Here is a 14,774-nt window from a genome sequence, read left to right on the forward strand (position 1 = left end):
AAAGTCCAACCTAGCCAAAACAGACCCGACTGACAACTTTGTCAGACAACATTGCACGGTTTTTGATAATGCACTACCTTGCCGTCAACTAATATGGGGGATGGATTTCTATGGCTTGGATCACCACAATCGACTTCGCGAGTGCAACTGGAAAGCTAAAAGAACTGTACAAACGCGTAACTGGACCAGACAACAATGTCGACAATATCATGATGATGCATTCGCTACGTCCCCACACAATGGAAGGGCACATGGCCATATACAAATATGTGCTGCATCATCGAGACAACACGGTCCCAAAATGGTTTTTGGAAACAATTGGTACCTATGTGAGCTACCTCAACAAATGCGACTATTGTTTCGAACATCATTTTGTCGGGCTGAAACGAAACCTAAAAGATGACATTCGAGCTGACGGCATAAGAGCTGCGATCACAAGCCAACAAATTGCCAACGCGCCGTTAAACGTCAAAGAACTGGCTGCGCTCGAATATGCCGGCAAATTGACCACCACGCCTGCTCGAATGATCGAAAATGACATAAAGAGGCTGCGAACCGTAGGTTATACCGACGGCGAGATTTTAGAAATCAACCAAGTCACAGCCTATTTTTCATATGCCAATCGCACAGTGTTAGGCCTGGGCTGCTCTTTAGATGGAGATATTATTGGGCTATCACCCAACAACTCCAATGACGAAAACGACTGGAACCACGCCTAGGTCAAAAGCGAAACCGGACCATCCGTCGACCAACAATAAAGCGAAATGTTGGCTTCCTTTGCTTTGTCGAGCGCGAAACCTGTTGGTGCTGAAATTGACACTACGGCGCGGACGCCGTGGCGTGCTGCCTTTTCAATAATCTCATAGGAGCATCGGCTGCTGACCAACAAAAAGCCATCTGTTTTACCTGCAGCCCTTACACGAGCACCTAGCAGCTTATCAACGGCATTGTGACGACCAATATCTTCGCGCACCAAATCAATTTCACCCGATGGGTTTACCCAAGCGGCGGCATGCACCGAATAAGTTGCAGCATTTAACACTTGATGGTTTGGCAGATCATCGACAGCGCGCGTAATCACATGATCTTCAAGCGTCATTTGTGTTTCAGCAACGCGCGGCAGCCTAGCCAAGAAGCTGTCCGCATTCTCTAAGCCACACAACCCGCAGCTGGCAGAACCAACCATGTTGCGGCGCTTCTGCCTTACATCAAGCCGCTCCAGCCGCTCAGGTGAAATTTCAACCTTCACGTCATATCCCAATGACACTTCTTGTACTGCAATGGATGCAATTTCTTCTGGCGCGTTGACAATTCGCTCGGAGATTGAAAAACCAATCGCAAAATCTTCCAAGTCACTCGGAGTTGCAAGCATAACTGCATAATTGCGTTGATTATAGACCAACGCTATTGGTCGTTCTTCCGCAATTTGCCAGAGGATTGTTCCCTCGCCAATTGAAACTTTAGATTGGCGAGAGACTTTTGCATTTCGGTCAGAGGCAGCCATTACTCGGCTGGCTCAACGGGTGCCTTTTGCGCAATCTTACGCAAGGAAGGCGTTTCAAGCGCATAGTGTTCCTGCCACTCAGACTTGTGGTTTGCAGGCGTTACTTCAACTGCTGTCACCTTGTATTCGGGACAATTGGTTGCCCAATCCGAATTTTCAGTTGTAATCACATTCGCACCACTCTCAGGGTGATGGAATGTGGTGTAAACAACCCCAGGTGCCATACGTTCAGAAATCTGCGCCCGCAAAGTAGTTTCCCCTTTGCGCGACCGAATTGAAACCCAATGCCCATCGCGAATGCCTTTTGCTTCTGCATCTGAGGGATGAATTTCCAAAACGTCCTCTTCCCACCAATCCACATTGTCCGTGCGCCGCGTTTGCGCGCCAACATTGTACTGACTCAAAATTCGACCTGTTGTGAGAATAAGCGGGAATTTGCGGTTAGTTTTCTCGGTTGTCGGCACATATTCTGTGACGATGAATGCCCCCTTACCTCGCACAAATCGCTCTTCATGCATAATTGGGGTACCGTCCGGCGCAGCATCATTACATGGCCATTGAACCGAACCTGTTTCATCTAGCCGCTTGAAACTGACCCCGGCAAATGTAGGTGTCAGAGCAGCGATTTCGTCCATAATTTGCGCGGCATTGGAATAGTTCATCTCTGTGTAGCCCATTGCATTTGCAAGACGTTGGGTAACTTCCCATTCTTCCAAACCGGTGGCCGATTTCATCACTGGTCGAACTCGGTTAATGCGGCGTTCAGCATTGATGAATGTTCCATCTTTTTCCAAAAATGAAGTACCCGGCAAAAACACATGCGCAAAACGAGCTGTTTCGTTCAAAAACAGATCTTGCACGATCAAAATATCAAGCGCTTTAAGCGCCTCCTCAACATGAAGTGTGTTTGGATCTGACTGAGCAATATCCTCGCCCTGCACATACATGCCTTTATATTTGCCAGCGATAGCCTCATCGAACATATTCGGAATGCGATAACCCGGCACAGAATCTAATTCACGTTGCCAAGCTGTTTCAAACGTTCCCCGAACCGCATCATCGGCAACAGACCTGTAGCCCGGCAACTCATGCGGGAATGAGCCCATGTCGCACGAACCCTGAACATTGTTTTGGCCACGCAGCGGGTTCACCCCCACACCGCGTCGACCAATGTTGCCAGTTGCCATTGCAAGGTTGGCCATGCCCATCACCATGGTGGAGCCTTGGCTATGTTCCGTCACGCCCAAACCATAATAAATCGCCGCATTGCCGCCAGTCGCGTAAAGTCTGGCTGCAGCCCGGATGGCATCAGCGTCAACGCCACTTTCTTGCGCGATTGCCTCAGGTGAATTCACTTCATCGAGTATGAAGTTGCGCCATTCATTCAAGCTCTGCAAATCGCAACGTTCTTGAACAAAGGCCTCGTCAATCAACCCCTCTTTAGCAATCACATGCGCCAACGCATTGACGATGGCCACATTGGTTCCCGGCTTCAATGCCAAATGATGGTCAGCTTCAATGTGAGCCGATTTGACCAAGTCAATTTTGCGCGGATCAACGACGATCAGTTTTGCACCCTCGCGTAGCCGGCGTTTCATCTGCGAAGCAAAAACTGGATGTGCGTCGGTCGGGTTTGCCCCGATAACGATGATCACATCGGCTTCTTCAACGCTGTCAAAGTCTTGTGTGCCGGCAGATGTACCAAAAGTTTGGTTCAACCCATAGCCAGTTGGTGAATGACAAACGCGGGCACATGTATCAACATTGTTGTTGCCAAATGCTGCCCGGATGGTCTTTTGGACAACCCAGACTTCTTCAGCGGTGCAACGCGACGATGTGATACCACCAATTGCCTTCACACCATGCTCGGCCTGCGCCTTTTTCAAACGTTCCGCCGAGAATGAGATCGCTTCTTCCCAGCTGACTTCACGCCATGGATCAGTGATTTTCTCACGGATCATAGGCTTTGTGATGCGGTCATTGTGGGTTGCATACCCCCAAGCAAACCGTCCCTTAACGCAAGAATGGCCATGATTTGCTTTGCCATCTTTGTACGGCACCATGCGAATGACTTGATCGCCCTTCATCTCAGCTTTGAACGAACATCCAACACCACAATAGGCGCAGGTCGTAAGAACCGTGCGATCGGGCGTACCGTGTTCAATAACCGAGTTTTCTTGCAACGTTGCAGTGGGGCACGCCTGCACGCAAGCACCACATGACACACATTCAGAAGAAAAGAAGTCTTGCCCCCCAACAGCCACCTTGCTGTCAAAGCCGCGACCATCGATTGTAAGAGCCAATGTACCTTGCACCTCGTCGCAAGCACGAACGCAGCGCGAGCAGACAATGCATTTAGTCGGATCAAACGTAAAGTATGGATTGCTTTGGTCTTTTTCAGCGTCGAAGTGATTTGCGCCCTCATATCCATAGCGGACATCACGTAGCCCGACAGAACCCGCCATGTCTTGTAACTCACAGTCACCATTTGCGGCGCATGTCAAACAATCCAACGGGTGATCAGAGATGTAGAGCTCCATCACACCGCGGCGCAGTTTTTCAAGCCTTGGCGTCTGTGTGAATATCTTCATGCCTTCGGCAACCGGTGTCGTGCAACTTGCCGGCGTACCTTTTCGGCCCTCGACCTCAACCAAACACAATCGACATGACCCAAACGGATTCAAACTATCCGTTGCACAAAGCTTGGGAATATCGATACCAACCTCGGAAGCCGCACGCATCACGCTAGAGCCAGCAGCAACCTCAACTTCAAAACCGTCAATTTCGACTTTTACCGTTTCATCTGCTTTGGGTTTTGGCGTACCAAAGTCTTTTTCTTTCAAGATAGCCATTGTCTATCTCCTATTCTGCCGCTTCGCGGACGTGCCGCGGCGCAAAATCATCAGGGAAGTGCTTTAATGCACTCGTGACAGGGATCGGCGTCATTCCCCCCATCGCACAAAGTGATCCATCGACCATCAGCTCACACAAATCTTCCAGCAAAACCATGTTCTCGTCATAGTTTGTGCCTGCAGCAAGTTTGTCGATCACTTCTTCGCCACGTACAGCGCCCACGCGACATGGGGTGCACTTGCCACAGCTTTCTTCTGCGCAAAACTCAAATGCATAGCGCGCTTGAGCCATAAGGTCGGCTGTATCATCAAATACAACGATACCACCGTGTCCTACACCGGCACCATTTTGAGCCATCACCTCATAATCCATAGGCAATTCTAGCATTGCTTCAGGCAAATAGGCTCCCAAAGGGCCACCAATTTGAACGGCCTTAAACGCTCGTCCCGAACGCGTGCCGCCGCCATATTTATTGATTAGATCCCCCAGTTTAACGCCAAACGCAGTTTCAAACAAACCGCCTTGTTTGATGTTGCCCGCAAACTGGAATGCCAATGTGCCTTTTGAACGCCCTTGACCATACTGAGCGTAGGCATCACCGCCATTCGCCAATATCCATGGCACAGCACATAAAGAAAGCACGTTGTGCACCAATGTCGGCTTGCCAAACAGCCCCTCAAGCGCAGGCAGCGGCGGCTTCGCGCGCACTAAGCCACGCTTACCTTCAAGACTCTCCAACAGCGATGTTTCTTCACCGCAAATATAGGCACCTGCGCCAATGAATACACTCAATTCAAAAGCTTTTCCGGAACCAAGCACATCATCACCAAGCAAATTGTTGGCCTTCGCAACTTCAATTGCTTCGTTCAAAATGCGCCCTGCAATGGGATATTCTGATCGTAAATAGATGTAGCCCTTGGTTGCACCGACACCCAATCCGGCGATGACCATGCCTTCTATTAAAAGCAGCGGATCGCCTTCCATAATCATGCGGTCAGCAAACGTTCCGCTGTCACCTTCGTCCGCATTGCAAACGATATATTTCTGGTCACCCGATGCGCCTTGCACCGTGTCCCACTTGATCCCAGCCGGGAAGCCAGCGCCACCGCGACCACGAAGGCCTGAGGTCTTGATTTCAGTGACAATTTCTTCTTGTGATTTCCCTGATGCCTTTCGCGCGCCTTCAACGCCGCCATTGGCAATATAGTCTTCAAATGAAAGTGGATCTGTTTGGCCACAGCGCGCAAAAGTCAGGCGTTGTTGGTCGGCCATAAATGGGTGATCATCCACAAAACCGACTGATTTCTCATGCGTACCACCATTCAAAAAATCAGCATCAAACATGCTTGAGACATCGGCGGCTTCGATGGGGCCAAAGCCCAACCGCTTCCCGTCGACTTCAACTTCCACAAACGGCTCAAGCCAATGCATACCGCGTGAGCCGTTGCGCACGATTTCAATCTCAACTTTGCGCGAATGCGCTTCTGCGAGAATTGCATCAACTACATCATCCGCCCCCAGCGCTACCGCAGCACTGTCGAGCGGCACATAAACCCTTTGTTTGCTCATGACGATACCTCGTCTGCAATACGCTGACCATCGACACGGGCAATAAGCTTTCCATCCACTTCAGCAGCAGGCGCACAGGAACAAAGTCCCAAACAATAAACCGGCTCGATGGTAATGAACTCTGCCGCGTCCGTTTCACCCATTTTAACGGCGAAACGGTCCTGCAAATCAGCCTCAATGGCGCGCGCACCAACAGATTGGCACGCCTCTGCAACGCACAAGCGAACATGATGTTGACCAGGTTTTGCGTCGCGAAAATCAGCATAGAAGCTAATCACGCCACGCACTTCTGCCTGGCTTATGTTAAATAGTTCTGCCGCGATCCTAACGGTCTCGCCGGGCACGAACCCGCATCTTTCCTGCACATGACGTAAGCCGGTGATTAACCCACCTGTTTCTCCAACATGACCGGAAAGAGCCTCCTCGATAATCTTTTCCATGCCCAATCGTTCCCCCAATGAAGCATCAAGGTCAAGCATGTTTATATAAATCTTTAGTCACACGATTTTCCAACATGCTGGACTTAGCGCAACACTAAGCCCAACAAAGGTCCGCATTCAAGATTTATTTTAAACATAAAATATCTAAACGCGCCGATGGATTAGATCAAGCTGTATTGCCCTTAGCCTGCGATGAGAAATCAACAAGCCCAAGCTTTTCCCGCAAAGCAAACCGCCAGTTCAGAATCACAGCGACAATAGCTAGGCCTCCAGCAAGCCCTAGCCATACGCCGACCCCGCGCAGTTCAGTTTGAAAGCCGAGATAGTACGCAATAGGCAATCCCATCAGCCAATAACCAAATATCGCGCCATACATGGGAACTTTAGTGTCACTCAAGCCACGCAATGACGCAGCGGCCATCGCCTGAGCCCCATCGACAAGCTGGAACAGCCCCGCGACGGCCAAATAAGAGGCGGCGAGCGCAAAAACCTCTAGGTTTTCAGGTTTCGAAGCGTCAATAAACAGAGATACGAACATGTTCGGGAACAAAATGAATAGCGTACATGTAATCGCCATAAAGCCAGTTCCAAGTGCAATTGATGTCCAGCCTGCTATGCCAATCCCAGCTTGATTTTTGCGACCATACTGTAACCCAACTCGAATTGTTGTGGCCTGTGACAGCCCCAAAGGAACCATGAAAGAAATTGATGCTAGCTGAATGGCAACCGCGTGTGCCGCCAGTTCTAAGGTACTTAGCCATCCCATCATCACAGCGGCAACGCTGAACAAACCTACTTCCGCTGTGAGCATAAAGCCAATCGGCGTGCCTACACGGATGATTTCAAAGAAACGTTGCCAGTCGGGTTTCCAGAACCGCAACAGAAGTTGATAGTGGCGATATTTTTCGCGCGTCAGGACATAGCCAAGACCAAACAGGAACGTCACGCTGTGCACAATAATCGTTGAAATACCTGCCCCCGCAAGCTCCAGGCGAGGGAAGCCAAAATTGCCGAACATCAACGCATAGTTACCAATCGCATTCACAACGATACCAATTAGCGTTGCGATGAGCACAACAGTTGTATCTTCATGCGCCGACAAAAATCCACGCAACACCGTAAACATCAAGAATGGATAGAACTGGAACGCTGCAAACTGGATGTAACTATCCGCCAACTTTCCAAGCGCGGGATCTTGTCCCAACACCTTGAATATCCACTCGATCTGCAAAATAAAGGGAACAAGAATGGTCGCAAACAATATCGCCACCCAAAAGCCTTGTCGCACGGTCCGTCGAACAGAACGATAGTCCTCACGACCCACCGCCTGCGCCATCAAAGGCGAAACAGCGGTTGCAATGCCGATGCCGAAAATAAGGAACAGAAACATGATGGATGTGGAGAGCGTGCCCGCAGCCAAATATTCCGGCCCAAGCCAGCTCATCATGATTACGTCGGTTGTACCCAGTCCGATTTGCGCCAATTGCGCCGCTATTAACGGCCATGCCAAAATCAGAGTCGTTTTTGCTTCACGCAGCCAATCGGCCCGTCCAGCCTGCACGTTCGTCGCGTCAGACATTTTAATCCCCAATAAGCTATATCCTGGCAAGAGCGAGATCGTTGTCTTTGAACGTTTCTGTTCAAGAGGACAACCGCAAACAATGCGATTACCAGCGCGATGAATTCGCGATTCTTGGGGTTAGATTTTCACTGCCGCGACAATTTGGCAAGCGCTTCTTATCATCCGATCAAAAACGCCGCCGGTGTGTCGCCAATTTGTCACCACTTCGGTCAATGCTCGTTCTGGGGCAAACCGTCGGTAATTTCGTAATAATCGCCCTTTTCTGCGGTGAATATATGTTTGGCCAATTTGGTGTCTGTCGGTTTGTCAAATGCACCCATCGCAACACCGATCCAGTCTTTAAAGATCGCATCAAAGAAAAGCGTGGAACCACACATCAAACAAAAGCCACGACGGACTTTTTCAGATGATTGGAACCAGCTGATATTCTCTTCACCGCTAATCTTGAGATTATCCTTTTTAACGTCCGTGGAGACCAAATAGTGTCCGGTGGATTTGCGACATTCATTGCAATGGCAGGCATCGGGTGCCTCAAGTTCGGCTGTCACTTCAAATTCAACCGCGCCACATTGGCAGCTTCCATTGTGCATTTTTCTCTCCAATAGCAAAACCCGCCCAGTAGTTTACCGAGCGGGCGAATTCTTTCAAATTCCAAACGGCCCTACATGTTGGGGTAGTTTGGTCCTTCACCGCCCTGCGGGGTAGCCCAGGTTATGTTTTGTGACGGGTCTTTGATGTCACAGGTTTTACAATGCACGCAGTTTTGAGCGTTGATCACGAACTTTGGACCAGAGCCATCAGTTTGTTCAACCACCTCATAAACACCTGCCGGGCAATAGCGCTGCGCAGGCTCTGCAAACTCCGCCAAGTTCTTGTTAATCGGCAAATCTGGGTCTGCTAATTTCAAGTGGCAAGGTTGCTCTTCAGCATGATTGGTGAAGCTAAACGACACATTGGTCAGCCGGTCAAACGACAAGGTACCATCAGGCTTAGGATATTCGATTTTTTGATGATTGGCTGCTGGCTCAGTCGCCATGGCATCAGACTTGCCATGCGCCCATTTGCCAAACAAAGGCGAACCGAACAAAGAGGCAAACCACATATCGGCACCAGACAGCAGAGTACCCCACAATGGCCCAAGTTTTGAGCTCATTGGTTTGACGTTTCGCACCTTGTTCAAGTCATTTGAAATTTCACCGGTGCGCACCTCAGTTTCATAATCAGTAAGCTCATCGCCCTGACGTCCAGCTTTCAACGCCGCTGCCGCTGCATCGGCTGCCGCAATGCCCGAAAGCATCGCGTTGTGGTTGCCCTTAAGGCGCGCAAAGTTCAACAGGCCAGCGGAACATCCTAGTAGAGCCCCGCCTGGGAACACCATTTTTGGCAAAGACTGCATGCCGCCACTCGCAATCACGCGCGCGCCATATGCGGTGCGACGACCACCTTCAAGCAGCTTCGCCACTTGTGGGTGATGCTTGAATTGCTGGAACGCCATATAGGGGAAAACATACGGATTTTTGTAATCCAAATGCACCGTGAACCCGACATATACCTGATTGTCTTCTAGGTGATAGATAAACGAACCACCGCCAGCTTCACCGCCAAGCGGCCAACCAAGCGAATGCTCCACATGGCCTAGTTTGTGCTTAGAAGGATCGATTTCCCAAATCTCCTTCATCCCAAGACCAAACTTTGGGTAATCAGCATCTTTGTCTAGGTTGTAGTTAGCGATTACTTGTTTTGCGAGCGAGCCGCGAGCACCCTCGCTCAGCATCACGTACTTCCCGCGCAACTCCATACCCGGCTCATATCCCGGTCCAGGTGTACCATCAGGATTTTTTCCAAATTCGCCAGCTACGACGCCAACCAGCTCACCATTTTCGCCGTATACCAATTCAGACGCCGCAAACCCGGGGAAAACTTCAACGCCAATTTCCTCTGCCTGCTCTGCCAACCAGCGGCACACATTGCCCATTGAAACAATATAGCAGCCCTTATTGGACAAAAGCGGTGGCATCAGAATGTGCGGAATTGAAAAGCCGCCCTTCTCTGAGAATACGTTGAAGTGGTCGCTCGTCACTTCGGTATTCAGTGGCGCGCCCTTTTTCTTCCAATCCGGAATAAGTTTATTCAAACCGGATGGATCCAGAATTGCACCAGAAAGGATATGAGCGCCGACTTCTGAACCTTTTTCCAGCACCACGACCGAGATATCGTCACCACCAATTTGCTTCAGTCGAATTGCAGCAGATAGCCCCGCGGGCCCTGCACCAACAATCACAACATCATATTCCATGGATTCGCGCGCGACTTCGGTCATCCCGTTTCCTTTTCAAATGCTCAAAAACGGCCTGCTTCTAACAGGCCGTTCGATTGTATTATTTGCCGATGTTTTAAACACAAAATGGATTTATGCAAAATCAGCATTTCGCATCATACAACAATCATGCTGCATGAACGCGCAATTTCATGGCTAAAGCTTTGCTGCTGTAATCATGATTTCGACATCAAAATCAGCGGTTGCCAACTTGCTTTCGCCACACGCACGCGCGGGCGGATTAGCTGGATCAATCCAAGCATCCCAGATTTCATTCATTTCAGCAAAGTACGCCATGTCCGAAAGCCAAATCTCGGCCTTCAACACGTTTGATTTTGATGTTCCGGCTTCAGCTAAAAGAGCATCAATGTTTGCCAGAATTGTTTTGGTTTGATCAGCTGGGTTCTCGCCGGCATTGCCCACTTGACCTGCAAGATAGACCATATTGCCGAACACGACCGCTTGGCTCATACGCGGACCGGGTTTAATTCGTTGAATGCTCATAACTACTTCCTAGTTTTTTAGCGCCGCCCTATCTGGCGACAAATCATCAATTAGCTGTTGGTCAGCAAACGTGGGCAATTCTTTGCCTTGCACCATTTGCGCGGCAAGAAGTGAAAGTGCGGGTGCCGTTTGGATGCCATATCCGCCCTGGCCTGCCAACCAGAAAAATCCCTCAACCGTAGGTGCAAATCCGCACACTGGTGTCTTGTCTGGCGCAAAAACACGCAAACCGGCCCAACTACCTTCAACATGAGAAACTTCATATTCTGTCGCTTCCGCAAAGCGATGCAACCCTTCGGCAAGCACCATGTCATCCACAAAAACATCGTGCGGTGGAACGGGGTCTTCGTCGGCTGGTGACACCAAAAAGCTTCCCGCGTCAGGCTTCATGTACCAATCTTCGGACGCACTCAAAAGCATCGGCCAACTATGTGAAATATCTGGATGAGAAGATGGCAGCGTGGCGATGGTTCGCCGCTTTGCCACCAATCGGACCTGATCCGCGCCAAAAAGCGCCGCCATCTCGTCAGCCCAAGCACCAGCCGCATTTACGATCGTTTTCGCCGTGTAAACACCATTGGTGGTTTCAACCTGCCAAGAGCCACCTATGTGGGAAGCACCAACAACTTTTGCATCACAAACTATTTTCGCTCCGAGCTGTTTTGCTTGTTTCAGCCAGCCTTGATGAAGCGCTGCAACATCCAAATCCTTCGCCCCGCGCTCTAGCCCGGCGGCAACACATTTTGAAAGGTCAATTATCGGAATAATTTCGGCAGCCTCTTGCGGCGACATCCGCTCAATATCATCCGCTCCCGCCATTAATTCTTCAAACTCTTCAAGTGAGTTTTCGTCTGCAATATGCAATACTCCACGATCACTCAGAACCGGATGTGGAAAGTATTCTGGCGGCAAATCATTGAGCATGGGCCATGACGCCCGATTAAGTTTTTTGATTGGATCGTTGCCATAATTCATAGCAAACATCGCTGCGGATCGCCCAGTGGAATGATAACCTGGGCGCGCTTCCATATCGAGCACGACAACAGATTTATCCGCTGCTAATTGTGCTGCAACACCGGCCCCGGCGATGCCTGCGCCAATGACCAAAATATCGACTTGATGATCCATGAATGCCACTCTACAAAAACGTAAATACGCCCCAACGTGCACATCATTTCGCAACAATTGCAAGCTTGAATCAGCTTATGAAGGTGCTGAATCGGTTTTTCGACAATCCTCAGTAAGCGACTGTTTTGTAACTATCTTCCTACAGCATATCCTTGCATAAACCGTGCATTTGCCCCAGCCCGCAAATAACCACCGGTTTTGGATGCAGCAGTCATTCGACCCAAGGTCCAGTCGCCATCAACTTGAATGCGGTGCCCCTTCTTGCGCAATGATTGAACGGTTGCCTCAGGAAAACGCCCCTCCACGACAAGATGCCCTGCATCAGCTTCACGAGGGTAAAAAGAACTTGGGAAATGGTTGGTGTGGAACCCTGGCGCGTCAATGGCTTCTTGCAAATTTTGCCCGAAATGAACATAGCGCAGGAAATGGTGCAGAGACCACTGATCTTGCTGATCGCCGCCTGGTGTCCCAAATATCATTTCCGGATCACCATCCTTCACCGCCATTGAAACCGACAAAGTTGTTCTAGGGCGCTTGCCCGGCGCGATACACGAAGGCGAGCGCTCATCCAGCCAAAACATCTGCGCTCTGTTGGTCAAGCAGAAACCAAGCTCGGGAACCACTGGCGAGCTTTGCAGCCAGCCGCCACTTGGCGTCGCTGTGACCATATTTCCCCATTGATCGATAATATCGAGGTGGCAGGTATCACCCTTGGTGCCGCCGTCTGCCGCAGTCTCCAAATCGTCAAATCGCGCAACGGTTGGCTCGCCAATATCTTTGTTGTCACGTCCTTCAGGCGTTTCGCCTTTTGGTCGATCTACCACAGGGCCGCCAAAACCATCAATTTGTCCCGGCTGCAATTTCATGGATGCTTCATCAGATATGAGCTTGCGCCGTTCCACATTGTACGTTTCGCTCAACAACTGATCCATTGGAACATCGACAAAGTAAGGGTCACCGTAAAATGCTTCCCGATCTGCAAATGCGAGTTTTGTCGCCTCAATGACCAAGTGCACAAACTCAGGATCCGTCGGTGACAAAGCGTCCAAATCAAATCCATCGAGCAATGCGAGCTGCTGCAAAAATGCTGGCCCCTGCCCCCAAGGTCCAGTTTTGAGAACATCGTAGCCTTTGTAGTGGAAACTCAAAGGCTCTTCGTAGCTTGCACTCCATCGCGCCATATCGTCACCAGATAGCAGACCACGATTACGACGGCCGGTGGTGTCCATAAATTCATTTTGTGCAAAGAATTGATCGATAGCTTCAGCAACAAATCCCTCGCGCCAATCTTGTCGCGCCTTGTCGATCTGCTTCGTGCGATCGCCGCCCACGGATTCTGCCTCTGAGATAATTCTTAGATAGGTGTCCGCTATCGCCGGGTTTGCAAACCGACCACCAATTGTCGGCACCCGGCCGTTAGGCAAATAGACATTTGCCGAGCTTTGCCAGTGATCCACAAACAAGTCCTGAACGCGCTGGATCGTTCCCGCAATATTTGGCAATACGGGAATGCCATTTTGAGCGTAAGAAATAGCGTAAGATAAAACGTCTCGCAAATGGAGCGTCCCGTAATCGCGCAACAGCATCATCCACGCATCGAAAGCGCCCGGAACCACTGCCGAAAGCAATCCACTGCCAGGGACAACCCCTAGGCCCTGCGATTTATAGTATTCTAAGGTTGCAGATTGCGGTGCCACCCCCTGACCGCAAACCACACGTGGCGCTTCGCCCTTGTTTGCCACAAGCATCGGCACTTCCCCACCCGGACCGTTTAGATGAGGCTCGACAATTTGGAGTGTAAATCCAGCAGCCACCGCCGCATCAAACGCATTGCCACCGCGCTCAAGCACTGACATGCCCACACCGGAAGCAATCCAATGTGTGGATGCCACAACGCCAAAGTCGCCAACAATCTCCGGTCGCGTAGTGAAATTGTGCATATTGCCTCCCAAATACCACTCAACTCAGACTTAACGCACACAAACAATACTGACAAGAAATGGTTGTACCAATTCCACATTTCATCCAAAATTGCGTTGCAATACTGAGTATTCTCAACCAATTGAAGACCTGATAGTACAAAGAAAACTGTTGATTTTCCGGCATTTTTGACGCTTTAACATTGGGTCAAAGCAAAATTGGTTGAGCATTCACATTGATGAAAACGCACAAAACAAAGAGTTCTAATTCGAACAATGCAGCACCAAACACCCATACGGTGCGCGCCTATGAATCTGTTGTGGCAAAAATTCGCTTGCTAATTGAAGAAGAAAAACTAGGACCTGGTGACTTGTTGCCACCAGAACGCCAGCTGGCGGATCGCTTCAAGGTCTCTCGACACTCATTGCGTGAAGCAATTCGGGTTCTACAAGAACAGGGCGTCCTCTCAGCCAAACAAGGTAGCGGCAATTACATCCAGGCTGCGAGCCAAGCAGACCTTATTCGAGCACTAGGCTTTACCAGCAAAGGCAGTACACGCCGTCTATTTGACCTGTTTCAACTTCGCGAAATGCTTGAACCACAAATTTGCGCCCTTGCCGCCGAAATGGCCACCACAGAGCAATTGAACACGATAAGAGACTTTGCCGAAAAGGTTGAGACCACGGAAGATTTCCAAGAGGGCCAAAAGCTAGATCAATCATTTCATGAAGCGATTGCCGCGGCAACGGGGAATGAGCTCTTGTATAACGTCTTGCGCGAAATAAACAAAAGCATGCTACCCACTGCATCCACGCCGACAGAACGGCAGCGTCGAGACAGAGTTTCCAATGAAGGGCACAGGCGCATCATCGCAGCGCTTGAGGCACAAGACAGCGAAGCTGCAAGGGAGGCAATGCGCCTGCACATCTCAGAAATTAGATCAGAGGTCATATAGCC

At 50.0% G+C, this 14,774-nt stretch carries 12 protein-coding genes; 2 read left to right on the forward strand and 10 right to left on the reverse strand.

The window, feature by feature from the left end; genetic code table 11:
- Window positions 1-110: 110 nt before the first annotated feature.
- Window positions 111-719 (forward strand): carboxymuconolactone decarboxylase family protein, encoded by a 609-nt coding sequence (locus QQL65_RS16240; RefSeq protein ID WP_284366162.1) that lies wholly within the window; start codon window positions 111-113, stop codon window positions 717-719.
- Here the strand turns inward: QQL65_RS16240 and fdhD are convergent.
- The 10 genes from fdhD to QQL65_RS16290 form a co-directional block, all read right to left on the reverse strand.
- A complete protein-coding gene (gene fdhD, locus QQL65_RS16245; RefSeq protein WP_284366163.1) occupies window positions 716-1,504 on the reverse strand; it encodes a formate dehydrogenase accessory sulfurtransferase FdhD in 789 nt (262 codons plus the stop codon). The genes QQL65_RS16240 and fdhD overlap by 4 nt on opposite strands.
- Window positions 1,504-4,356: a formate dehydrogenase subunit alpha gene (fdhF, locus tag QQL65_RS16250; RefSeq protein WP_284366164.1), complete on the reverse strand. Its 2,853-nt coding sequence runs from the start codon at window positions 4,354-4,356 to the stop codon at window positions 1,504-1,506. Before fdhF ends, fdhD begins: the two co-directional genes overlap by 1 nt.
- 10 nt (window positions 4,357-4,366) lie before the next feature.
- Entirely contained in the window at window positions 4,367-5,926 is a 1,560-nt protein-coding gene (locus tag QQL65_RS16255; protein WP_284366166.1) for a formate dehydrogenase beta subunit, read from the reverse strand.
- On the reverse strand, window positions 5,923-6,366 hold the full coding sequence (locus QQL65_RS16260; RefSeq protein WP_284366167.1) for an NAD(P)H-dependent oxidoreductase subunit E: 444 nt from the start codon (window positions 6,364-6,366) through the stop codon (window positions 5,923-5,925). The genes QQL65_RS16255 and QQL65_RS16260 overlap by 4 nt, the downstream gene beginning before the upstream one ends.
- Before the next feature lie 166 nt (window positions 6,367-6,532).
- Complete coding sequence (locus tag QQL65_RS16265; RefSeq protein ID WP_284366169.1) at window positions 6,533-7,945, reverse strand: MATE family efflux transporter; 1,413 nt, start codon at window positions 7,943-7,945, stop codon at window positions 6,533-6,535.
- 212 nt (window positions 7,946-8,157) lie between these two features.
- Entirely contained in the window at window positions 8,158-8,538 is a 381-nt protein-coding gene (locus QQL65_RS16270) for a GFA family protein (protein ID WP_284366171.1), read from the reverse strand.
- Window positions 8,539-8,609: 71 nt separating this feature from the next.
- Window positions 8,610-10,268, reverse strand: a complete 1,659-nt coding sequence (locus QQL65_RS16275) for an electron transfer flavoprotein-ubiquinone oxidoreductase (RefSeq protein ID WP_284366173.1) — start codon at window positions 10,266-10,268, stop codon at window positions 8,610-8,612.
- Between the two features lie 153 nt (window positions 10,269-10,421).
- On the reverse strand, window positions 10,422-10,769 hold the full coding sequence (locus tag QQL65_RS16280; RefSeq protein ID WP_284366175.1) for a RidA family protein: 348 nt from the start codon (window positions 10,767-10,769) through the stop codon (window positions 10,422-10,424).
- Window positions 10,770-10,778: 9 nt separating this feature from the next.
- A complete protein-coding gene (locus QQL65_RS16285; RefSeq protein ID WP_284366177.1) occupies window positions 10,779-11,897 on the reverse strand; it encodes an NAD(P)/FAD-dependent oxidoreductase in 1,119 nt (372 codons plus the stop codon).
- Between the two features lie 131 nt (window positions 11,898-12,028).
- Complete coding sequence (locus QQL65_RS16290) at window positions 12,029-13,837, reverse strand: gamma-glutamyltransferase family protein (RefSeq protein WP_284366179.1); 1,809 nt, start codon at window positions 13,835-13,837, stop codon at window positions 12,029-12,031.
- A gap of 218 nt (window positions 13,838-14,055) precedes the next feature.
- Here QQL65_RS16290 and QQL65_RS16295 point away from each other — a divergent pair, with 218 nt between their 5' ends.
- Window positions 14,056-14,772 (forward strand): FadR/GntR family transcriptional regulator, encoded by a 717-nt coding sequence (locus tag QQL65_RS16295; protein ID WP_284366180.1) that lies wholly within the window; start codon window positions 14,056-14,058, stop codon window positions 14,770-14,772.
- Window positions 14,773-14,774: the final 2 nt, after the last annotated feature.

The sequence above is a fragment of the Maritalea porphyrae genome, from assembly GCF_030159895.1.
Taxonomy (GTDB): Bacteria; Pseudomonadota; Alphaproteobacteria; order Rhizobiales; family Devosiaceae; genus Maritalea; species Maritalea porphyrae.

Excerpts from the sequence above, each read along its gene's own strand:
- QQL65_RS16240 (WP_284366162.1), top strand. The coding sequence starts at position 111 with ATGGCTTGGATCACCACAATCGACTTCGCGAGTGCAACTGGAAAGCTA.
- fdhD (WP_284366163.1), bottom strand. The coding sequence starts at position 1,504 with ATGGCTGCCTCTGACCGAAATGCAAAAGTCTCTCGCCAATCTAAAGTT.
- fdhF (WP_284366164.1), bottom strand. The coding sequence starts at position 4,356 with ATGGCTATCTTGAAAGAAAAAGACTTTGGTACGCCAAAACCCAAAGCA.
- QQL65_RS16255 (WP_284366166.1), bottom strand. The coding sequence starts at position 5,926 with ATGAGCAAACAAAGGGTTTATGTGCCGCTCGACAGTGCTGCGGTAGCG.
- QQL65_RS16260 (WP_284366167.1), bottom strand. The coding sequence starts at position 6,366 with ATGGAAAAGATTATCGAGGAGGCTCTTTCCGGTCATGTTGGAGAAACA.
- QQL65_RS16265 (WP_284366169.1), bottom strand. The coding sequence starts at position 7,945 with ATGTCTGACGCGACGAACGTGCAGGCTGGACGGGCCGATTGGCTGCGT.
- QQL65_RS16270 (WP_284366171.1), bottom strand. The coding sequence starts at position 8,538 with ATGCACAATGGAAGCTGCCAATGTGGCGCGGTTGAATTTGAAGTGACA.
- QQL65_RS16275 (WP_284366173.1), bottom strand. The coding sequence starts at position 10,268 with ATGACCGAAGTCGCGCGCGAATCCATGGAATATGATGTTGTGATTGTT.
- QQL65_RS16280 (WP_284366175.1), bottom strand. The coding sequence starts at position 10,769 with ATGAGCATTCAACGAATTAAACCCGGTCCGCGTATGAGCCAAGCGGTC.
- QQL65_RS16285 (WP_284366177.1), bottom strand. The coding sequence starts at position 11,897 with ATGGATCATCAAGTCGATATTTTGGTCATTGGCGCAGGCATCGCCGGG.
- QQL65_RS16290 (WP_284366179.1), bottom strand. The coding sequence starts at position 13,837 with ATGCACAATTTCACTACGCGACCGGAGATTGTTGGCGACTTTGGCGTT.
- QQL65_RS16295 (WP_284366180.1), top strand. The coding sequence starts at position 14,056 with ATGAAAACGCACAAAACAAAGAGTTCTAATTCGAACAATGCAGCACCA.